The organism is Algoriphagus jejuensis (genome assembly GCF_039523455.1).
Classification (GTDB): Bacteria; Bacteroidota; Bacteroidia; order Cytophagales; family Cyclobacteriaceae; genus Algoriphagus; species Algoriphagus jejuensis.
Genome location: NZ_BAAAFI010000045.1, coordinates 48,051 through 68,256 on the forward strand (window position 1 = coordinate 48,051; position 20,206 = coordinate 68,256).

Consider the following 20,206-nt stretch of genomic DNA (forward strand, 5'->3'; position numbering starts at 1 on the left):
GACTATCAAAATTCAGGATTGCAAATCCTGAATAGCGGAATAGCAAAACAGAAAAGGCCAGCTTCTCAGCAGGCCTTTTCTGTTTTCTCAAGTTCAGATTACTCCGCCAAAGCCGCCACTCCGGGAAGTACTTTGCCTTCCATGTGCTCCAACAAGGCTCCCCCACCGGTGGACACGTAGGATACTTGATCCGTGTATCCAAACTTATTGACAGCAGCGGCAGAGTCACCTCCACCGATGAGCGAGTAAGCACCATTTTTGGTAGCTTCGGCTACATATTCCGCCACGGCCTTGGTTCCTTTATCAAAGGACTCCATCTCAAATACGCCCATCGGGCCATTCCAAAGGATGGTCTTAGATTCAGCAATAACTTTCCCAAAAAGCTCACGCGTTTTTGGCCCAATGTCCAAGCCCATCCAGTTGTCAGGAATCTCACCGCTGGTAGCCAAACCTTGATTTGCAGTATTGGAAAAATCGTCCGCAATAACGGTGTCCAGGGGAAGGATCAAATTCACGCCTTTTGCCTTGGCTTTCTCCATCAGCTCCAACACGAAATCCATCTTGTCGGCTTCTAGCAAGGAGGTTCCGATTGATCCGCCCTGTGCTTTGGCAAAAGTGTAGGACATGCCACCACCGATGATCAGATTGTCTACTTTCTCAAGTAGCTTCTCGATGATCAAGATCTTGTCGGCGATTTTTGCGCCACCCATGATCGCCGTGTATGGACGCTCAGGATTTCCCAAAACCTTATCAGCATTAGTCAACTCGGACTCCATCAGGTAGCCAGCTACTTTATCCGTAAAAAACTGTGCAATCACCGCCGTGGAAGCATGGGCCCTATGCGCAGTACCGAAAGCATCATTGACATAGACATCTCCCAGCTTGGACAACTTCTCAGCAAAGTCTTTATCTCCTTTTTCTTCCTCTTTGTAAAATCGAAGGTTTTCCAGCAAAAGAACTTCACCCGGCTTCAAGGCCGCAGCTTTGCTTTCTGCTTCTGCTCCGATGCAGTCCGAAGCAAACTGAACCGGAGTTCCCAAGGCCGCTTCGACAGCGCTCACAATATGTTTAAGAGAATATTTGTCCTCAGGACCACCTTTTGGACGACCTAGATGCGACATCAAGATGGCCGCTCCTCCGTCCTGAAGAATCTTTTTAATGGTCGGAACTGCCGCTTGGATCCGCGTGTCATCTGAAACTGAAAAATCCTCATTTAGAGGAACGTTGAAATCAACTCGCACTAGGGCTTTCTTGCCTGAGAACTTTAGACTATCTACATTTTTCACATTGGAACTCATAGGATTGGTTTAATGGATTTTGAATGGCTTTCTAAAAGAGCCTCAAGGTAATTAAGATTCGGGCAAAAGGGAAAGCATACTGTTGTAAAGTTCGATTATGACAAGGGTCAGAAGTTGATATGCCGTGACTTCCCCTTGGATTTCAAACTTCATTCTGAAAAAGAATCTTTGAATAAGGGGGTAAGGGGCATTTTACAAGAAAATTGACTCTTTAGACAAGACTGCCATGTCTCGACTTTGAACAAGGGCTGAAACCACAAACCTTCGAGGTTTTTAAAAACCTCAAAGGTTTAGCTACTACTTCGCCGCTGCTCTTCTCAGCCGATCGTTAATCGCCCGACCGAGTCCAGATTCAGGCATCAACTCTGCCAAAATCACATCAGCAGAACTTTCATCCAGCTGCCGCATCGCCGCAAAAAGATTCTTGGCAGCCTCATGAAGGTTTCCACCAGGGCTAAGTGCAAGTTGATTTTTCGGTTTGACTTCCAGAAAAAAATCAGAAAAGCTCAAGACGGAAAACGCCGTCTTTTTCTCCAAATTCTCGGAGATCATCTCTTTTAGATTACCCAAAATAAAGGGTTTTTTTGGTGCATAGTGACTGTCCAATTGCCCAGGAGCGCTAGGATTACTGGAGCTGTGGTCTTTGATTTTGACGACCCCAATGATCTTTTCGATCTCGGCTATCTCTAACCCACCCAAGCGATAGATTACGACTTCCTCCTCCTCCATTCCGACGATCGTACTCTCTAAGCCCACTGCGCAAGCTCCGCCGTCGAGAATGTAGGGAATCTTTCCTCCCAACTGAGCCTCCACATGTGATGGCTGGGTCGGGCTAATGTATCCAAATGGGTTGGCACTCGGTGCGGCGAGTGGAAACTCCAAACTCTCCAGCAAAGCCAAGGTCAAGTCATGTTTAGGCACTCGCACCGCCACCCGATCCAATCCAGAGGTCACCAAGTCTGGTACGATGGATTTTCTAGGCAAAAGCAAGGTCAATGGACCTGGCCAAAAGGTTTCCGCTAGAAGTTTCAACTCTTGCGGAAAATCCCTGACAAAATCCCCAACACGTTCCAGCGACGACGTGTGCAGGATCAAGGGATCAAAACTGGGACGGTTTTTCGTCTCAAAAATCAGCGCAACCGCTTCGGCATCCAAGGCATTCCCGGCAAGGCCATAGACCGTCTCGGTGGGAATCCCCACGAGCCGGCCTTCTTCCAATATGGATTTTGCCAAGTCGATATCGATGCCGATCTGCGCCATGTTATTCTTCGCAGAAATCGTTGATCCAGGTTTCGGCATCGGCATAGCCCAAGGAAAGCGCCATCTTCAGATCCGCACAACCTTCGCTTTTCTGCCCCAAAGCGCTCATGCGAGTCACGCCAAGCAGGTAATAGGCCTCGGCATTTTTTGGGTCCAGATTCACCGTATTGGTCAGGGACTCCATGCCGTGGATCGGGTCGTTCATGCCCAATTCTGCTTTCGCTTTGCGAAAGTGTGCTTCAGCCTGATCGGGTGTCACTTGCAATACCGCCTGAAAATCCAACAGCGCATCTTCATATTCTTCCATATTCAAAAGCGCCGTACCTCTGTTGAAAAAGATATCGGACTGTGCCGGATCCAAAGCGCTGGCCATGTTGAAGTCTGCGAGTGCTTGCTTGTAATTTTCCAATTCCATCTTGGCATTGCCGCGATTGAACCAAGGCTTGTAGCTCGCCGAGTCAGCAGTGATCGCAGCATCAAACACCGGAATAGATTCTTTGATTTTCCCCTGCTGAAAAAGCGCAACCCCTTTGGCATTCAGCGCCTGAGAGTTTTGAGGGTTTATTGCCAAAAGCTGATCAAAAAAACCGACCGCTTCCTGCCAAGCCTGAGCATCCATTTTTTCGATTCCTGCTTTCAGCAGTTCTTCTTCATTCGGCTTACAGGCAAAAAGGCTCGCCGCAAGCAAGCCCAAGATCCAAAATTTCTTCACGGAGACTGGGGTAAATTTTCGGCAAAGATAGGGAATTTGCAGCTTAGACCGATGCCAACTTCAATCTGTATTCCTCCGGCACAGGCACCGGGCGCATGGTCTGCATGTCCACAGCCACCATCACACAGCGGCATTTGGCGAAAACATGCTCTCCTCCATCCTTGTCTTTTCCAATCAAATATTGTTCAAGATCAAAAGAAGAATTGCCAAGGCGGCTGCACTTCACCAACGCTTCCACCTCATCTTGAAGATGAATCGGACGGATGTAGTCGATCTCGATTCTACCGACGACTGTGCCGATGGTCATCACATTCCAATCGCAGACTTCATAGAGAAAAACGGCACGGGCATGCTCAAAATAGCTGAAGTAAACTCCGTTATTAACATGTAAGTAGCCATCGATATCCGAAAAGCGGATCTGGACAGCAGTCGAAAAAGGAAACGACTTTTTTAATTTTTCGGGGTTCAAATCAGTTTTCAAAGTAGAATTTCTGATTTACTGGTTTTTTCAAGCATTCGGAGAATCGACGGATTGTAACCGATCATATCCACCACAGAATCAAAGGCGATCCAAGCCAGGGAAATGCTCTCGTCACTCATCTGCAAAGGCTCATTGATGTCGGCTTCCAGCAAGTACCGGACATCAAAATGAAAATGCTGGGGAACATGTGGACGCTCCGGAATGATGTGCTTGTCAATGTCAAAAATCGTCGAGTCTACCAGCTGAAGTGAGGTAAGTCCACTTTCCTCCCGAGCCTCCTGAAGAGCCACTTCTATCAGATTTTCATTGCCATCTGCGTGACCTCCCAGCTGTAGCCATCTCCCGAGTTTACGGTGAAGGGTGAGCAATGTGTGCGTACGCGCTTGATTGACCACCCACGCGGAAGCGGTGTAGTGCCCATCCACTCGTTCGCGCTTGTAGGCAAGCGAGTCGTGAGTCAGCTCTGCAAAATCAGCGATGAAAGCCGACTCCTCCTCATAGGGAGTGCGGTAGATGTCGAGTTGGTTTCTAAGCGTAATTCTATCCATTTGACTATTTTTCAAATATCCCATCCATCAACTGATCGAATGGTTTGGCTTCTTGATACAGACGATCGGAATATACCGTCGCCAACAATTTGATAAAACTGGGCTTATTGTCTACACTCACTTTCTCCAACGCTACATTGCCGTAAAGCTGAGAAATCAGTGTTCCTTCCGTCGGGAGTTGCATCGGAGGCTTGAAATAAAACTTTTCGGTCATCTTCACTTGATCATCGATTTCTTCGAATTTTCGATCCAAGCTGACCTGCTCATATCCCAAAGCTAAAATCCTTTGGCTAAAAGCCAAGAAAAGACGGGAAAATGATTTCAGATCAAAAGGCTCTTCATAGCTCACCGCAAATCCGTTGGCATAAGGTGAATCCAATATATGAACTTGCGGGTGCGCATCAATAGCGGTTCGCTTGAAATGATAGTTTTTATAAACCAAATCAAAAAGCGTTTCCGACTCAGCACAATCCATCCATTTCGTAAGATCCAACTGCTCACTTTCCCGGATCACAAAATTCTCCCTGACCTTCATCGGAGCCTTTTCCGCAGGTTTGAAGATGTTTTTCAACAGATCGTCGAAGAAATTACTCATGGGTTGTCAGCAAAAGGGTGTCATCAAATGACTTGCTTACCTGGCCCTGATCGATCAGTTGGCGGAGCAGGCGCAGGTTGGAATCAGACCTTGGCTTCCCGAGTTTGGAAAATAAGTCCTCTTCTGTCAACCCCTCAGATCCCTCTAAAGTTTCAATGATCCGCATCTTCAGTCGCTCTTCCCGGGTTTCAGGAGCTTGATTTTTCTTCTTTTCGATGCACACATCACAGATCCCACACTCCGAATCTGTTTTTTCTCCGAAATACTCCTGGATAAACTGGGTGCGGCAAATAGCGCTCTGAGTGGTATATTCCACCATACTTTTGGCATTTTGTACCGTGAGCTCCTTACGGGCTGCAATCCGAGCATGGTTAAATGGTAGCTTGCCAGCGTCGTAGCGATGCGTGAGGAATGTCAGTTGTGGCTTATCCTTTCGCTGATCGTAATCCATCACCTCGAGCTTTTGCAAATCGAGCAGCGCCTTGACCAGGTCGGGCTCTCTCATCGAAAGCGATTTGGCGAGCTTTCCCTCTTGGATCTTGATGAACTCTGAGAAAATATTGCCACCGTAGGTTCGCAACAGCATCTTGACCACGGGATCGAGCTTTGCGTAAGCAATCTGAACCTCATATAACCTGCTGGGGTCAACCTGAAAATGAACGCGGGAAGGCGCAAAAAAGCTTTCGTTCACCTGTACAAATCCCTCCTCACCCAGCACTTTGATTGCGTAAAACGTCTCCAAAACCGTCAGCTCATACGTATTGCAAAAGACCGACAGGTCAAAGTCAAAACTGCTGAGCATATTGCTGCCAACCGCGAGTTGGTAATAATTGGCGAGACACTGGTAGACGCGCTTCAGGAAATCAATCGGCGGATACACCAGCTCCGATCGACTGGTCAGCTGCTCAAAATCCTGTGCATTGGCCAATAGAACGGCAAAAGCCTTTCGGCCGTCTCTCCCTGCCCTACCCGCTTCCTGATAGTAGTTCTCGATGTTTTCGGGTAGATCCGAATGAATCACTACCCGTACGTCGGGCTTGTCGATCCCCATCCCAAAGGCATTGGTGCTGACCATCACCCGGATTCTGTCAGCTTTCCAGGCTTCCTGTCGGTCGGCCCGATCCGAATTGGAAAGCCCGGCATGATAGGCCGCTGCGGAGATCCCGAGCTGCGAAAGTGCCTTGGCAATCTGCTGTGTCCCCTGCCGATTTCTCACATACCAGATCCCAGTGCCGGAAATTCTGCTCAGGATTTCGATCCCCTTTTCGAGTTTATTTTCGACCAGGCGTACACTATAGCTGAGATTCTTTCGGGCAAAACTCTGGTGAAATTCCAGATGGGACTTCATTTCTAGCTTTTCGACGATATCGGCGCAAACCTGCGAAGTCGCCGAGGCCGTCAGTGCGAGCACGTTTACTTTGGGATGAAAAGCCCGGATGGCGGCGATCTCGAGATAAGGCGGGCGAAAATCGTAGCCCCACTGAGAGATACAGTGAGCTTCATCCACGGCGATCAGATTGATTTTCATCTGGCGAAAACGCTCGATAAAAAGTTCCTGCTTCAGCCGCTCAGGCGACACGTAGAGAAACTTAAAATCTCCGTAGATGCAATTGTCCAGCGTGGTGTCGATTTCGCGATAGCTCATCCCAGAGTAAATCGCAGCGGCCTTGATTCCTTTGGCTTTGAGGTTGTCCACCTGATCTTTCATCAGTGCGATCAGCGGAGAAACCACGAGGCAAATCCCATCCTTGGCCAGCGCCGGGATTTGGTAGCAGAGACTTTTTCCTCCGCCTGTCGGCAAAAGCGCAAGCGTGTCCCGTCCCTCCATCACCGCATCGATGACCTGCTTCTGCACCGGACGAAAGTCCTCCAGCCCAAAAACCTGTCGGAGAATATGAAGTAGCTGAGTTTCCAATTACCAGTCAGGCTTGGTCCTGGACAAAAATGCGGCGATGCCTTTGACACAATCGGCCTGACTTCGGGCTTTTGCGTTGGCTTCGGCAGCCCGATCCAAAGCCTCGTGACGGGCTTTGTCTCCCAGGCTTCTCAGCAGCCGCTTCGTCTCCTGCATTGCAAAAGTAGAATTACCCAACACCAGGTTTTGCGCAAATTCAAATGTCTTTTTCTCCAGATCCTCAGTCGCTACTTCCGCCGTGATGATTCCCAGCTCGGCGGCCTTCACCGCGGTGATCAACTCTCCGGACAGCAGCAATTCCGCCGTCAGCGCCTGGCCAATCTGCTCTGAGAGGAATACCGAAACCAAGGCTGGCACAAAACCAATCTTCACCTCGGTGTAACCAAACTTGGCCCCATTGGCTGCAAAGGCAAAATCACAGACCGTCACCAGTCCACAACCTCCGGCGAGGGCATGCCCCTGAACTTGGGCAATGACCACTTTCGGAAACTCGTAGATCTTGGAAAATAGCGTTTTGAGGCGGTGGCTGTCGGCCAGGTTTTCTTCGAAAGAATAATTTTGCATTTCCTGTAAATAGGCGAGATCGGCTCCCGCGCAAAAAGCCCTACCCTCGGCTCTGAGGATAACAACCTTCACGTCCGGATTCTGCTCAAACTCGGCAAATGCCTCACCCAACTCTTCCACCATGGCTGGACTGATCGCGTTGCGCTTCTCAGGTCGATTGAGCGAGATAAATCCAACTCGGCTGTCGATGTGGGTGAGAACAGAAGTCTCCATAATGGGTTTGGGCTATGAAGGGATAAATTACAGGGAGAAAAGCCTACTGCCAAGTGACCGATCAGAAAACTATCCGAAAAGCACCGGATTTTGCAATCAAAGAATCCGCAGAGATCGCTTGCCATGAATTTGGGGATGTAAATCGCTCGACCAAGATGGGCTTGCCTTCGCCCCAATAAACTCTCTTGGAGTCGGAATCAAACTCAAAATCCAAAACAGGAAACCATCGCAAGCTGCCGTCGGTCAACGCCAAAGCCGACTCGGGGATGCGAGGTCGGCGTGCTGCAATTCGGTTTGGATCGATAGAAAAAGAGATTTGGTCCGGAGGAAGGCTCTCATTCCAAGTCGAATATTCTGTTCCAACCTTAAAGTCGATCAGTGTCCCCTTTTCCCCAGAAAAAATCAAAATCTCGGATGCAGGATCACGGATCTCATGAACCAGTCGATCCAAAAACCAAAATGAAATCAACAAAACTGAAAGATAGACCAACTTTTTCCGGTTACCCCATTCCCAGTTTGCCCAGACGATCAGTAGCCCCCAGACCACAAGCATCGCCGAAAAGGTGATCGTCAGCCGCTCAAAATTTCCTCCTGGAAATAGCTGAATCGTGCGCGTGACCCAGTTTTGGCACCAGATCAAACCACTGACCAACCAGCCCAATGCCTCTCCGACCCAGGGCACCCAACTCAGCGCGAGAAGCAAAACCCCGGTGTTCATCACGATAAATGAAAGGGGGATAATCACGAGATTGGCGATCAGAAAATAGCTGGGAAAGATATGGAAATATAGCATCGACAGCGGAAAAGTCGCCAACTGTGCCGCCAAGCTCACGGCTGTGATTTGCCAAAAGTATTCCAAGACCCTGTTGGGTGGCAGCCACCACCGCACGATCATTGGCTGCAGGAGCAAAATCCCACCAACCGCAAGGTAAGACAACTGAAACCCGACTTCATAGATCACCGCGGGATCTATGCATACGATGACCAAAGCGGAAAATGCCAGAATGTTCCAAGAGCTCGGTTTTCGATCCCGCATCTGTCCCGCGGTAAACAGGGAAAACATCGTTGCCGCTCGGACAACAGAGGGGGAAAATCCCGTCAGAATCGCATAAATCCAGATGAGCAGAATGACGAGAAAAAGATAAATTTTACTATGCTTGGTATTCAAGCGAATTCCTTTCAAGGGGAAAAGCAAAATAGCGTAGATGATTCCCACATGTAATCCCGATACAGCCAAGATATGCATGGTTCCCGTCTCCGCGTAGGCATTTCGAATTTCACGATCCAGATTTTCTTTTTGCCCTAAAAGCAAAGCTGCCGCGATCTGTCTGGATTCGGGATTTGGCACCTTTTCGTCGATGATCGCAGCCAACTTTTTCCTGAAATTAAGAAGCCAAAACCTGGGAGCGTTGACATCGGAAGAATCAATCAACGCAAACTTTTCTCCCATAAACTGACGGAAGTAAATGTCCTTTCTAGCCAGAAATCTGCGGTAGTCAAACTCGTCCAGAAAGGTGGGCGGCGATATGGGTTCGGGCGATTTTTCCACCAAAATCACCTGACCGGGAAAGAGTGGCGCTGTACTTTTGTGATAGATCAGGATGTTTCCCTTGGATGGGTGCCAACCCAGGCTGTCTTTTATTTGGATGACTTCTAAGAGATTCTCCTGAGAATTTGGCTTTGCGACATCGAACTTCTGGACTCGCGCCAGATAGGAATCACAAAACTCCAAGTTGGGATCTACAGCATCTGAGTCACGGTTTTTTTGAATTTCAGAAAGCAAAATTCCCAAAAGAAACAACATCGCATACGCCAAAGTGACCGGTATTAGCTGGCTGACATCCTTTTTCCAATAAATAAAAGAGACGTACGAAATCCAGCTTAGTCCGGTCAAAACGGCCAGCGCAAGAACTGGAATCTGCAATCCATTTTGCGACAGCAGCACTCCCAAGAGCAAAAAAGGCAAATACCTCAAAAATGGAAAATCAGCGAATCTCATTGCTCAAAAAATTAAAACCTTAAGTTAGAAAAATCAGGGCAAAAAAAAGAGCCCCGAAAGGCTCCATTGATTTTTTTTCAGATTCTAAAATCTATACCCGAGACTAAAGCCCCCGTTGGGTTCTACTGCGGAAAACTTATCCGAAACTGCTTCGCTAAAATTGCGGGCAACGCTCACATAGGGCCCAAAAGCAAAATGCTCGGAAACCTCCCATTTGTAACCGATACCTGCACCCAAGATAAATGCGGTCATATCAGTGGTGGCCACTCCACCAGCTACAGACTCCTCATAGTCTCCAAATCTGAATTTTAGGAAGGGAAAGACGTGAAATCTCCCGCTCCGGCCATTGCCGAAATAGAAATTCATCGCGGACTGGATGGAGTTGGTTTTGAAAGTTTCCCCATCGCCGTCGGATTGATACCCAAAGCGGTCATTGATATGCAACTGGATATCCAAGGAATGACTTTCGCTGAGAAATCTTTCATAGCCGAGTTCGAAAGAACCCAACAAAAACATGTTGAGAAAATTGAGCTTTATTTCATTTTCGAAGTTTCCAAGATTTGGATTGGAGGTAGAAGAAGACGAAATGACCTGCTGGGAAAATGCAGAAATGGTAAACGCCGCAGCGACGAAGGCAGACAGGATAAGTTTTTTCATGTGTCGGGAATTAGACTTCTGAGCTAATGGCAAGGATTACGCCAATTCCATTTTATAGTGCTGGATATTGCACTCCTCAAACATTTCGCCGACTTTCTGGAAGCCGAATTTGGAATAAAGTGGCACCGCTGTGAGCTGGGCATGTAGGTACTTGGTTTTCCCCTTGGCTTCAGGGGTTGCCTCCACGTCCGTCAAAACCGCGGACACCAGCGCCTGTCCCACGCCATTTCCCCGCGCTTCTTCGAGCACGGCAAATCGCTCCAACTTCACCCCGTTTTTGGTAAATCTCCAGCGCGCTGTACCCACAGGAATACCGTCTATGCTGGCCAAAAAATGGGTAGAGCTATTCTCAAACTCATCGTATTCCTCGGCTGGGTCAACCTGCTGCTCTATAACGAAAACGAGTTCTCTTATCTTGAAAACCTGCTCAAGGGCTAGCTTATCCGTTACTTTTTCTACTGTTGGCTTCATAGCGTTCTTGATCTCTATCTTCTTGGTCTTTTTCGTAAGCTTCGATAATCGCTTTGACAAGCTTGTGTCGGATCACGTCTTTGCCGCTTAGACTGACCACTCCGATCCCTTTGACATCCTTTAGGATTTTAAGCGCTTCGGCCAATCCTGACTTTTGTCGGACTGGCAAATCCACTTGAGTTTGATCCCCAGTGATAATCACTTTGGAGTTGGGACCCATTCTCGTAAGGAACATCTTGATCTGCTCGCTGGTGGTGTTTTGTGCTTCGTCCAGCAGGACAAACGCATCGTGCAGCGTCCGCCCCCGCATGTATGCCAGCGGCGCGATTTCGATCACCCGGGTCTCTTGATAATACTTGAGTTTTTCCGGTGGCACCATATCCTGGAGCGCATCGTAGATTGGTCTCAGGTAGGGGTCGAGTTTTTCCTGAAGATCTCCCGGAAGAAAGCCCAGATTCTCTCCCGCCTCCACCGCCGGACGGGTAATGATGATCCGTTTTACTTCGCGGTTTTTCAACGCACGTACAGCCAAGGCTACCGCGATGTAAGTCTTTCCGGTACCGGCAGGGCCGAGAGCAAAAACCAAATCATTGGTCATCGCCGCCTCTACCAGTTTGCGTTGGTTGGCTGATTTCGGTTTAATGACCAATCCCTTATTCCCGAAGACAATCACCTGATCGCGATTGGCTTCCTCAAAAGGAATCCCCTCGACATCGAGGTAGTCTTTGACGTTTTCGGGGGTGAGGTGACCAAAGCGGTCGAAGTGCTCCAACAACAAATTGATCAGGTCATTGATGCGCAAAATCTCAGGTGCGCCGCCCTGAATGCGGATTTCGTTGCCGCGAGACACGATCTTACTCTGGGGAAATGCCTGAGCGATTTGCCGGATGTTTTCATTGGCTGTACCCAAAAATTCCGCCAAGGGCACGTTCTCTAAGGTGATGACTTTTTCGACCAAACTTGTATTTTGATTAAGGTTTACCTTGAAGGCTAAGGAATAAAATTTCTATTTTTGTCCGCTCCCCCTCAAACAAAACTACACAATTTTAATAGACTTGCTTGTATGGCATTGGTGACATTCCTCTCTGAATTTGGGGATAAAGACTACTACGTTCCAGCGGTAAAGGCGAGGATGCTCTCGATCAACCCGCAGCTGAATATCATCGATATATCCCATGCAATTGAGCCCGGGGATCTGGAGCAGGCGGCCTTTGTATTGCGCTCCGTGTTCAGAGAATTTCCCAAAGGGACGGTACATTTGGTGGGAATCAATACCGTAGGAGTCATGACCCAAGGCTACATCGGAGTGAAATTGGAAGAGCATATTTTTATAGGCCCCAATAACGGGATCCTGAGCCTTTTGGCGGACCATGATCCGGGGATCTTGGTGCAGTTTGCTGATATTCATCTGAAAGACTCCACTTTTCCCACCCGGGATATCTTGGCTCCTATCGCTGCGAAAGTGGCAAGTGGGGCAGCCATTCATGATTTTGGAGGGCCGCTCACCAATTTCCGCAAGCTGATGTCCCGACAGGCAAAAGCTACCCGAGAGCATATCATCGGACATGTGATCCGTATCGATCGATACGGCAATCTGCTGACCAATATCCGCCGGGAGGTCTTTGAAAAACTGAATCCCGGCAAATTTAAGATTCAGTTTGGTCGTGAAGCCGTGGATCGACTCCAGACCGGATACGATCAGGTAGAGCCGGGCGACCCATTTGCCTTTTTCAACAGTTTGGATGTGTTGGAGATCGGTATCAACCATGGTCACAGCGGCAATCTATTGGGACTGAAGCAGGACAGTGTCGTGTACGTTCATTTTGGAGACTGATGTTGATCCGGATAGTACGCATGACTTTCAAGCCCGAGGCAGTGTCGGCTTTTTTGGAAAACTTCGAAAAGAATAAGGACTTTATCCGAAATTTCCCCGGCTGTCAGCACTTGGAGCTATGGCAGGATCATTCCGAGAAAAATATTTTCTTGACATACAGCCATTGGAAAAGTGAGGAAGCGCTGAATATGTACCGTGATTCTGAGCTCTTTAAATCCGTATGGAGCTTTACCAAGACTCTTTTCTCAGAAAAACCTCAAGCCTTCAGCACAAAAAAGTTGCAGGAAGTGGAATCCTGAGTTTGCAGAAAAAAATTCTTTCCTCATATTTGCATCCCGTTACGGAAGTGATGGAGCCAAGTCAGGCGTAAGGCCGGACTTACCGAATGCCCAGATGGCGGAATCGGTAGACGCGTTGGTCTCAAACACCAATGCCGCAAGGCGTGCCGGTTCGACTCCGGCTCTGGGTACCAAAAGCTCGCTGAAAAGCGAGCTTTTTCTTTTTACCTCAAACTTTTCCAAAGTTCGAAACTTTGGAAAAGTTACATCAAAATGGAAGTTGGCACTTTTTGATTTTCAAGGATGATAATATTCACTCTTCAGACAAGAGCAATATTCTCCCAACTCACATCCCTCCGGACTGCCTGTACAGAAGTCAAAGCAGTAAAACCCATGCTTGAAGATCATCACTGGTCTTACCAAGATATCCATCAATAACTCATAGCGCCTGGGTTGGGGGAGGTCATCTGGGAAAGCGACCTCCAAATTCCACGACTTCATCATTGTCACAAATGCCTCGTTGATCTGAGTCAATTGGCCTTCGGAAAGTTGATCTCCGGGAGGAAAACTCTCCCGCTTCAAACCGCAATACCGTTCAACTCCCGCTCTTCCCTCCTGACTTACAAATTGCTCTGATTCTTGAAGGGATTCTTCCAAATTTTCCTCTGGTGAGTTTTTTCGCGATTTTTTATAATAATCCGCGGGACGATGACCTGCTGCGATATCTTCTAGCAGGATGTTGACATAAGCTTGCATAGTAGGATTGGATTGATGGATGAAAAAATTCGATTGGACAATTCAAAATAATTAAAATCAAGCATATATTTCAACGAAAGCCTCCCCCACCCACCTCCCCAATAAATAATAAATCAACATTGTCACTAGGCAAAGCGCAACGGAAAGGGCTTGGCATTTTCCCACTTTTAAAGGTGGTTGACAGCCTCAGAGAGATTGAAGAAGTCTTTAGGATCTGGAGCCTTAACCCCCCTAACAGTTGCACATATTCAGTATTGAACGCGATCTCAAACACTGTGAACGATAGGTGGCTTTGGCTGGTGTATTTTAGGAATGGTGTACATCTTTTTGGAGCCTTCTTCAAAAGTCCCTGAACTCGCCTTCCTTTAATTTTTGAAAATCCCGGATCAATCTCACTGAATCATACCTCAAAGCAGACCCAGTTAATTGAATATTTCAAGACGAATAGAAATGGGGTTCTACCCTTAAGTTAGTGAGGATATAAGTTTAAGCCTCCATGGAAGAATAGAATAGCACTTCTGAAGTTGGCGAATGTGCGATACCCTTTTCCGACCGTTTTGAGTTCTTGTATTTTACCGTTTAGGCGCTCGGCCATGGCGTTGTTTAGATTGGTCAACAGTGCGTTGACCACTCCGGAAACATGCCTGTTGAACATATCCACGACCTTGTCTATTTCTTTGATTTTTCTTCGAGTAGCATCAGTGGCCCATCGGTTAAACAACAGCCTGGCGAAGAGATTTCCGGCACTGAATAGTTCCCTGAAATTTTCCCGCACCTGCCTGGCTTTGCTTACCTCATAGTTGGCATCGGCGATGGCGTCAAAGTGGATGCGCTGTCTTTCGGTAAGATTCTCCGGGTTCTTGAGCAATGCATAGCGGCTGTGTTTCAAGTCCTGGTGTTGCTTCACTTCTCGTCTGCGTACTTGGTCGATGGCCTCGTTAAGATACTTGACCAGATGAAACCTGTCATGCACGATCGACGCGTTAGGTAATGTTTCCTGCGCTGTGGCGATGTAGGGCTTCCACATGTCCATACTGATGGTGGATACCTTCTCAAGCTGATCAGGAGTCAATGATTTGTTTAACAGTGTTTTAGTCGACTCCTTGGTACGGTCTTCTTCCACATCCAGCACACAGCCGGACTGCGGGTGACTGAGCACAGTGATGTAATGATGCCCTTTCCTAAAGGACTTTTCATCGATACTCAGGTGCTGAAAGGTAAGCTGAGAATAATTCCTTCTCTGCATCCCCCGCTCGGTGCTCAGGTGCAAGATTCGGTTGATGACATTAAAGCCACAACGCAGCAGCGATGCGGTTTTAGTCTGGTTTTTACTCGCCTTCAGCAGATCGATTGCCGCATGCTCAAACAGGAACGTGTGGCGCTCATGGCCAGAAGCCCAATTGGGCTGGACGGTCTTGACCTTTCCGTCTGACGCCTTGATACGAGGTAACCGACTTTGATGTAAGTCTTATATTGCATCGTGTCCAAATGCCTCCAGGAACGCTCTGGAGCATAGTCATATATCTTGCAAAGCTCGCCCGTTACAGCATCTTCCAACTGATCCAATACACAAGCAACCTGAATATAGATCTCCTCTTTTGTCAGATTCGAATCTACCGATTCAACGATCCAACCGTCTTCCAGATCAAGCAGCTTGGTGAAGAAATTCTCTGTAAACATCTTTTTGCCTCAAGATACCATTTCCATTAAATTCGTGGTAGAACCAAAAAGAGTTGAAGTCACCACTATTTTAAAGGAGTAAAATCCAACTAAAATGCTCTCATCCCATAATTCCCACTAATAAAATTTACTAAAAAATCCCTTCGTCAACCAAGAACCAAAACTAATATCAAAGACACAATACAGCCTAGAATTTATTCTCTAGGCTGTATGATAAATTAATATTAGATATAACAATCAAAATCTAATCTATTTCAAATGAATCCAGAACTCAACTCATGCTCAGACATTCGACCAAATCTGCGAAATCACCTCCTAAATATAAAAACTCAAATATATTGGAATTTAATTTTAAAAGCGCGCTTAGTAAAATACCTATTTTTCCATCCAAATAGACTAGAATAGTCCAGCCAGGATTTTGCCTAGCTTTTCGCCCATCCCAAAAAAAACAAGAAATAAAATCGAGCTAGTAACAATACTTAGAACGATAATCATCTGAATTAATACGTTTTGTTTCTTTACCATTGACCGCTATTTACTTTTTCTTTAACATACCCATAAACCGTCCCTACGACAAAAGCTCCTGCCACAAATATCAACCAACCGCCTTGAGTATTTTGAAGCTCTTCCGGCGAAAGCGAAATAAATTTATCCTTTTCCATAATTAATTTTTAGCTAAGGCTCTCCCTAATTCTTCACCTTTGTTAAACGCCCAAGCAGCTGCTGCATAACCAGCAGCTCCTGCAGTTACTCCCAAAGTAACTAACACCCCTAAATGGGCAAACCCCCCATCAACTCCTTGGCACTCTTCCAAGCTCATTTCTCTCAACTTTTCCATAAGTTAATAAATTTTGTTTTCCTGACCAATCTTTCCCGGGCATTGGAACTCCCAATCTCAGCACATCCTTACACCTGTAGTTAGCGTTGGTTTCAGCGACTGATCATATTACTAAGCTATCCTCAGTCAGTGCATAAAAATAGCACGGAGTATATAAATTTAAACTTTCTCCACCATTGATTTCCGTCCGGCTTTTCGAATCAAGGAGTTCGAACCTGACCTCTATCTTCAATTCGTGCTGCTCAGCATAAACGAAGCCGTCAAGCTTTCTCGAGAACTGGATATCCATTCCAAAATCTTTCAGATACTCAATATAAACATAGAGTTGTCTCCTACCTATCCCCAAACGTTCCGCCAATTCTTCCGGACTGCCTGTTCTACGCTCCTTTACCAGCTTATTTAAAAGCTGAAGTCTTTCAATCTGCCTGATAAATTCCATAGTCAAAAATGCATTTTCAATTTAAAACCAAAAGTTGCTTGCTAATCATTTGAAAGTACTTTCCTTCATCTGCCAACAACCCTTGGTGGGTACCTTCTTCAATTAGTTTGCCTTTTTCCAATACGTATAGTCGGTCAAAATCCTGCACTGTTGCCAATCGATGAGTTATAAAAATGACGGTCTTACCCTCAGCGGCAAACATCCTGATAGCCTGCTGAACAAACTGTTCTGAATCAGGATCAAGAGATGCTGTAGCTTCGTCCAAAATAAGAATTTCGGGATCCCTATACAGCGCCCTGGCAATTGCAACTCTTTGTTTTTGTCCCCCCGACAAAGAAGCGCCGTTCTCCCCCAAATAGGTCCCGAAACCATTGGGCAAGCTTTCGATGAAGTCCATCATTCCTAACCTGTTACAGATACTTACAACTTTTTGCATATCAGGCTGATAGTCTCCGAGGGCCACATTCTCCAATACATTTCCTGCAAAAAGATCAATCCGCTGTGGTACAACTGACACTAAACTTCTCAGACTGACATTGCTGATGAATTTTATATCATGTTTACCTAAGTAGATATTTCCTGATTGCAAAGGATAGAGGTTTTGCAACAGTGAAATTAAAGTACTTTTCCCTGAGCCACTTTCGCCGACTACTCCCGAGATTTTGCCTTTGGCAAATGTCAGGTTAAGCAACTCAAAAACATTAGCCCTAGACCCATATCGAAAGGCGACATTTTTAAAAATGATATCACCTACTTCTTCTTTTTGGATTGGAAAAGTATCAGTTGCGCTTTCCACTTCCAGATCCATAATTTCAAACAGACGATCTGCAGCAATCAATGCATTTTGGATTGTCTTGTTCATACCGATCAAACTCGAAACCGGACCTGTCAAATAACCTATCAAAGCATAAAAAGACATCAGCTCGCCAGGAGTGATTTCATTTTGAAGCACAAACCCTGCCCCTACCCAAAGCAAAACGATGGTGAAAATCCTTGAAACAGCCTCTGACGATGTTCCCGCAAAAATATTGTTGAGCCCGGACTTGTATACTGTCCTAAGCAAAGACACAAACCTGACTTCTGTTTTGATATTGGCGTGATCCTCTGCCCCAAACCTTTTGATCGTACCGGCGGCGGTAATTGACTCCACTAAATGTGACTCCAACTCGGCAGATTCCTCCATCAACTTCCGCTCTGCCTTTTTGTTGAGCATATTGGTGACAACGTAGATAATGGAATAGAGAGGAATCACCAAAAGCATAATCAACGCAAGCTTCCAGTAAAAAGTAAACATCAAGCCAAATGAAAAAATCACGATAAATACATTTACCAAAAACCCGATCGAAACATCATTAATAAAAGCCCTGATCTTCACCGCATCACCGATCCTGGAGATGATTTCCCCGACACGCATGGTATCGAAGAAACGCTGAGGCAAAGTCAATAGATGCTTATAATAGCCCAAAATCAGCCTCGCATCGATTCTTTGACCTACCTTTATGATGAAAAGTGTTTTGTAAACACCAATAGCGATCTGGATCAGCAGCAAAAAGATCATGGTAACAGAAAGCAGATTCAACAGATTGGTATTTCTTGCTATAAAAACATGATCGATGATTTTTTGTACATAGATGGAAGTGGACAATCCCAGAAGCGTATAGATAACCGCCCCAACCAGGGATTGAATCATGACTGAGCGATGCGGCCTGAGCAAAAACCAAAACCTACTCCATGTACCTACCTTTTGATTGGTGGCTTTGAACTCTTCATTAGGCATTAGTAGAACCAAGACTCCGGTCCAAATCTCTTTGAAGTCGTCCTCACTCACAGTATGCAACAGACCATCTCCCGGATCCATGTATTCCACTGTCTTCCCTCGGAACTTATAAAGCACCACAAAATGGTGCAATACTTTTTTGACGAGCACGTGGGCGATTACTGGTAGCGGCACATCCTTCAATGTTTCAAATTCACCTCTTACCCCTTTTGCAGTGAACCCCATCTTGGTGGCAGCCTCAATCAGTCCCAATATATTGGTACCCTTTTGATCCGTTGAAGCCATCTGTCTGATTTTGGCCACCGGCATTTCCAACTTGTAGTGTGAAGCCACTGAAGCGAGGCAAGCTGCACCGCAATCGGTAATGTCTCTCTGTTTTACTTTAATACCCATATTTAAAAAATTAGCTTTAAACTTTTACAGAAGGGTTTAGCCAGTTGTCCGCCTTGTCATAAAGTAGCTGGAATAATGAACGCCTGGCAACTACAAAGCGGGCGGTAAAAGTCATACCCTTTTTGATAGTCCCTTCCTGTCCAGAAGAGAGATGCAAAGAAGGGAGTTCGAGTTTCGAGGTCACTAAATAGCCCGCCTCTCTTTCATTTAGCAAAGTAAGGTCATCCGCTACTTCGAGCACCTTACCTTCCGCGACACCCCATTGGTTATAATTATAGGCATCAACTTGAAAAGTCACATTTTGATCCTTTGTGATAAAGGCTATATCGGCAGGTGAAATATATGCGATAGCCAGTAAAGTAGCATCTGGAGATATTTCCGCCAACTTTTGCTGTGAGTAAACAAAATCTCCTTTGTTGAGATTCATTACATTGATAAGAGTACCACTAGCCCCGGCAATAATTTTGTATTGATCCAACTGCTCCGAATATACCTCTAACTGATTGAGAAGTCGCCTCTTTTCATTGCTATGATCGATGAGGTCTCGCTCCCATTCATTTACTTTTTGCCTCCTTATCAAATCCAACTCCGCCTGGGCCTGCTTGTATTGCACTTCAATGTTATCATAGTCAGCAAAGGCGATGGACTTACTTTCATATAAAAGTTCTGCTCTCTGAAAATCCCTTTCGAGTTTTTGAACAGCAGCTTTCTGATTGTCGATTCTCGACTGAAATTCCAGCAAGGACGAGCGATAACTAGTAGAGCTGAGAGGAGAACGTGTTACTTCTGAGTTCTCGAAATCTAGGCTCAGCAGTCTATCTAAATCCCTAATAAAATCTCCCAAAAGAGCCAGCCTCTGCTTTACCCCTCCCATTTCCAGATTAATTTCTTCACCTCTGACAATCGCTAGAACCTCTCCCTTTTCTACTTTTTGATTTTCAGAAAGATTCCATATTTCGAGCCTCCCGCCTACCGAAGTCATAATGGAGTTTCGTTGCAATGCTGACTGAAAAGTCCCGCGGGTCTGAACAGCCACATCAACATAAATCAGCGGCAGAACGGCAAAAAAAGCAAACAGCCCTCCCAGTAAAATAATATAAATAGCGTGGGATCTCACGCTGATACGAGAATCGTAAAGCTCTACCGTGTTAAAGATGATAGCTGCTGGAAATATTTTGTTTTCCATATGTAAAAAAATTAAAGAACAAAAATCTATGACATTGAAAATCAACCTAATACCCACTTAATAAAATATATCTTTCTAAGATAAATTCTATCTTTTCAAAATAATCTCAAATCCTTTAAGTCAATGAGGAACTTACCTGTCTTAATAAAGACAAGAGGAATCTCCAGAAGAAATCTAATTAATTTGGGAAAAAACTCGCTAAAAATATTGTATCTGAATTAACTAAAAACAAAATCAAAAAGCAAAATAATTTTCAAGTTTTTTAGCTATCAACTTTAAAACAAAACATGCCAGATCATAACAAATTGAACA

22 protein-coding genes and 1 tRNA gene are annotated in these 20,206 nt (G+C 46.0%); 3 read left to right on the forward strand and 20 right to left on the reverse strand.

The genetic code is table 11. The annotated features are described in order from the left end of the window. Window positions 1-98 precede the first annotated feature (98 nt). From ABD031_RS18045 to ABD031_RS18100, 12 genes are all read right to left on the reverse strand, one after another. Window positions 99-1,298 (reverse strand): phosphoglycerate kinase, encoded by a 1,200-nt coding sequence (locus tag ABD031_RS18045; RefSeq protein ID WP_343853989.1) that lies wholly within the window; start codon window positions 1,296-1,298, stop codon window positions 99-101. Between the two features lie 297 nt (window positions 1,299-1,595). Next, the gene (locus ABD031_RS18050) at window positions 1,596-2,558 is read right to left on the reverse strand and encodes an L-threonylcarbamoyladenylate synthase (protein ID WP_343853991.1); all 963 of its coding nucleotides are present in this window, start codon (window positions 2,556-2,558) and stop codon (window positions 1,596-1,598) included. Window position 2,559: 1 nt separating this feature from the next. Continuing rightward, window positions 2,560-3,270, reverse strand: a complete 711-nt coding sequence (locus ABD031_RS18055; RefSeq protein ID WP_343853992.1) for a tetratricopeptide repeat protein — start codon at window positions 3,268-3,270, stop codon at window positions 2,560-2,562. A gap of 43 nt (window positions 3,271-3,313) precedes the next feature. After that, window positions 3,314-3,751, reverse strand: a complete 438-nt coding sequence (locus tag ABD031_RS18060; RefSeq protein ID WP_343853993.1) for an acyl-CoA thioesterase — start codon at window positions 3,749-3,751, stop codon at window positions 3,314-3,316. Then, window positions 3,748-4,299: an NUDIX hydrolase gene (locus ABD031_RS18065; protein ID WP_343853995.1), complete on the reverse strand. Its 552-nt coding sequence runs from the start codon at window positions 4,297-4,299 to the stop codon at window positions 3,748-3,750. The genes ABD031_RS18060 and ABD031_RS18065 overlap by 4 nt, the downstream gene beginning before the upstream one ends. A 4-nt stretch (window positions 4,300-4,303) precedes the next feature. After that, window positions 4,304-4,894 (reverse strand): hypothetical protein, encoded by a 591-nt coding sequence (locus ABD031_RS18070; RefSeq protein WP_343853996.1) that lies wholly within the window; start codon window positions 4,892-4,894, stop codon window positions 4,304-4,306. Further along, window positions 4,887-6,809 carry a RecQ family ATP-dependent DNA helicase gene (locus ABD031_RS18075; RefSeq protein ID WP_343853998.1) on the reverse strand — a complete coding sequence of 641 codons (1,923 nt, stop codon included), beginning with the start codon at window positions 6,807-6,809 and terminating at the stop codon, window positions 4,887-4,889. Before ABD031_RS18075 ends, ABD031_RS18070 begins: the two co-directional genes overlap by 8 nt. After that, entirely contained in the window at window positions 6,810-7,586 is a 777-nt protein-coding gene (locus ABD031_RS18080) for an enoyl-CoA hydratase/isomerase family protein (protein ID WP_343854000.1), read from the reverse strand. A 61-nt stretch (window positions 7,587-7,647) separates the two neighbouring features. Then, window positions 7,648-9,585, reverse strand: coding sequence for a ComEC/Rec2 family competence protein (locus ABD031_RS18085; protein WP_343854001.1), 1,938 nt, complete (start codon window positions 9,583-9,585; stop codon window positions 7,648-7,650). A gap of 84 nt (window positions 9,586-9,669) precedes the next feature. Further along, a complete protein-coding gene (locus ABD031_RS18090) occupies window positions 9,670-10,242 on the reverse strand; it encodes a DUF3575 domain-containing protein (protein ID WP_343854002.1) in 573 nt (190 codons plus the stop codon). 36 nt (window positions 10,243-10,278) lie between these two features. Then, a complete protein-coding gene (locus tag ABD031_RS18095) occupies window positions 10,279-10,713 on the reverse strand; it encodes a GNAT family N-acetyltransferase (RefSeq protein WP_343854003.1) in 435 nt (144 codons plus the stop codon). Then, entirely contained in the window at window positions 10,682-11,671 is a 990-nt protein-coding gene (locus tag ABD031_RS18100; RefSeq protein WP_343854005.1) for a PhoH family protein, read from the reverse strand. The genes ABD031_RS18095 and ABD031_RS18100 overlap by 32 nt, the downstream gene beginning before the upstream one ends. A 105-nt stretch (window positions 11,672-11,776) precedes the next feature. On the opposite strand from ABD031_RS18100, the gene ABD031_RS18105 reads away from it, so the two are divergent. The 3 genes from ABD031_RS18105 (at window position 11,777) to ABD031_RS18115 (ending at window position 13,019) form a co-directional block, all read left to right on the forward strand. Next, the gene (locus tag ABD031_RS18105) at window positions 11,777-12,547 is read left to right on the forward strand and encodes an SAM hydrolase/SAM-dependent halogenase family protein (RefSeq protein WP_343854006.1); all 771 of its coding nucleotides are present in this window, start codon (window positions 11,777-11,779) and stop codon (window positions 12,545-12,547) included. Then, window positions 12,547-12,846, forward strand: coding sequence for a putative quinol monooxygenase (locus ABD031_RS18110; protein WP_343854007.1), 300 nt, complete (start codon window positions 12,547-12,549; stop codon window positions 12,844-12,846). The genes ABD031_RS18105 and ABD031_RS18110 overlap by 1 nt, the downstream gene beginning before the upstream one ends. Window positions 12,847-12,934: 88 nt before the next feature. Further along, a tRNA-Leu gene (locus ABD031_RS18115) sits at window positions 12,935-13,019 on the forward strand. A gap of 103 nt (window positions 13,020-13,122) precedes the next feature. Here the strand turns inward: ABD031_RS18115 and ABD031_RS18120 are convergent. From ABD031_RS18120 to ABD031_RS18155, 8 genes are all read right to left on the reverse strand, one after another. After that, window positions 13,123-13,581 carry a hypothetical protein gene (locus tag ABD031_RS18120; protein WP_343854009.1) on the reverse strand — a complete coding sequence of 153 codons (459 nt, stop codon included), beginning with the start codon at window positions 13,579-13,581 and terminating at the stop codon, window positions 13,123-13,125. Window positions 13,582-14,050: 469 nt separating this feature from the next. Next, entirely contained in the window at window positions 14,051-15,022 is a 972-nt protein-coding gene (locus ABD031_RS18125) for an ISL3 family transposase (protein WP_343854111.1), read from the reverse strand. Continuing rightward, window positions 14,920-15,261: a hypothetical protein gene (locus tag ABD031_RS18130; RefSeq protein WP_343854010.1), complete on the reverse strand. Its 342-nt coding sequence runs from the start codon at window positions 15,259-15,261 to the stop codon at window positions 14,920-14,922. The genes ABD031_RS18125 and ABD031_RS18130 overlap by 103 nt, the downstream gene beginning before the upstream one ends. Before the next feature lie 518 nt (window positions 15,262-15,779). Continuing rightward, window positions 15,780-15,923, reverse strand: a complete 144-nt coding sequence (locus tag ABD031_RS18135) for a hypothetical protein (RefSeq protein ID WP_343854011.1) — start codon at window positions 15,921-15,923, stop codon at window positions 15,780-15,782. Between the two features lie 2 nt (window positions 15,924-15,925). Further along, complete coding sequence (locus tag ABD031_RS18140) at window positions 15,926-16,099, reverse strand: hypothetical protein (RefSeq protein ID WP_343854012.1); 174 nt, start codon at window positions 16,097-16,099, stop codon at window positions 15,926-15,928. Between the two features lie 103 nt (window positions 16,100-16,202). After that, entirely contained in the window at window positions 16,203-16,538 is a 336-nt protein-coding gene (locus ABD031_RS18145) for an HTH domain-containing protein (RefSeq protein WP_343854014.1), read from the reverse strand. Between the two features lie 16 nt (window positions 16,539-16,554). Then, window positions 16,555-18,708 (reverse strand): peptidase domain-containing ABC transporter, encoded by a 2,154-nt coding sequence (locus tag ABD031_RS18150; protein ID WP_343854015.1) that lies wholly within the window; start codon window positions 18,706-18,708, stop codon window positions 16,555-16,557. 16 nt (window positions 18,709-18,724) lie between these two features. Beyond that, window positions 18,725-19,894, reverse strand: a complete 1,170-nt coding sequence (locus ABD031_RS18155) for an HlyD family secretion protein (RefSeq protein WP_343854016.1) — start codon at window positions 19,892-19,894, stop codon at window positions 18,725-18,727. Between the last annotated feature and the right edge of the window lie 312 nt (window positions 19,895-20,206).

Excerpts from the sequence above, each read along its gene's own strand:
- ABD031_RS18155 (WP_343854016.1), bottom strand. The coding sequence starts at position 19,894 with ATGGAAAACAAAATATTTCCAGCAGCTATCATCTTTAACACGGTAGAG.
- ABD031_RS18135 (WP_343854011.1), bottom strand. The coding sequence starts at position 15,923 with ATGGAAAAGGATAAATTTATTTCGCTTTCGCCGGAAGAGCTTCAAAAT.
- ABD031_RS18105 (WP_343854006.1), top strand. The coding sequence starts at position 11,777 with ATGGCATTGGTGACATTCCTCTCTGAATTTGGGGATAAAGACTACTAC.
- ABD031_RS18140 (WP_343854012.1), bottom strand. The coding sequence starts at position 16,099 with ATGGAAAAGTTGAGAGAAATGAGCTTGGAAGAGTGCCAAGGAGTTGAT.
- ABD031_RS18045 (WP_343853989.1), bottom strand. The coding sequence starts at position 1,298 with ATGAGTTCCAATGTGAAAAATGTAGATAGTCTAAAGTTCTCAGGCAAG.
- ABD031_RS18130 (WP_343854010.1), bottom strand. The coding sequence starts at position 15,261 with ATGTTTACAGAGAATTTCTTCACCAAGCTGCTTGATCTGGAAGACGGT.
- ABD031_RS18080 (WP_343854000.1), bottom strand. The coding sequence starts at position 7,586 with ATGGAGACTTCTGTTCTCACCCACATCGACAGCCGAGTTGGATTTATC.
- ABD031_RS18150 (WP_343854015.1), bottom strand. The coding sequence starts at position 18,708 with ATGGGTATTAAAGTAAAACAGAGAGACATTACCGATTGCGGTGCAGCT.
- ABD031_RS18095 (WP_343854003.1), bottom strand. The coding sequence starts at position 10,713 with ATGAAGCCAACAGTAGAAAAAGTAACGGATAAGCTAGCCCTTGAGCAG.
- ABD031_RS18145 (WP_343854014.1), bottom strand. The coding sequence starts at position 16,538 with ATGGAATTTATCAGGCAGATTGAAAGACTTCAGCTTTTAAATAAGCTG.
- ABD031_RS18050 (WP_343853991.1), bottom strand. The coding sequence starts at position 2,558 with ATGGCGCAGATCGGCATCGATATCGACTTGGCAAAATCCATATTGGAA.
- ABD031_RS18065 (WP_343853995.1), bottom strand. The coding sequence starts at position 4,299 with ATGGATAGAATTACGCTTAGAAACCAACTCGACATCTACCGCACTCCC.
- ABD031_RS18090 (WP_343854002.1), bottom strand. The coding sequence starts at position 10,242 with ATGAAAAAACTTATCCTGTCTGCCTTCGTCGCTGCGGCGTTTACCATT.
- ABD031_RS18085 (WP_343854001.1), bottom strand. The coding sequence starts at position 9,585 with ATGAGATTCGCTGATTTTCCATTTTTGAGGTATTTGCCTTTTTTGCTC.
- ABD031_RS18120 (WP_343854009.1), bottom strand. The coding sequence starts at position 13,581 with ATGCAAGCTTATGTCAACATCCTGCTAGAAGATATCGCAGCAGGTCAT.
- ABD031_RS18110 (WP_343854007.1), top strand. The coding sequence starts at position 12,547 with ATGTTGATCCGGATAGTACGCATGACTTTCAAGCCCGAGGCAGTGTCG.
- ABD031_RS18070 (WP_343853996.1), bottom strand. The coding sequence starts at position 4,894 with ATGAGTAATTTCTTCGACGATCTGTTGAAAAACATCTTCAAACCTGCG.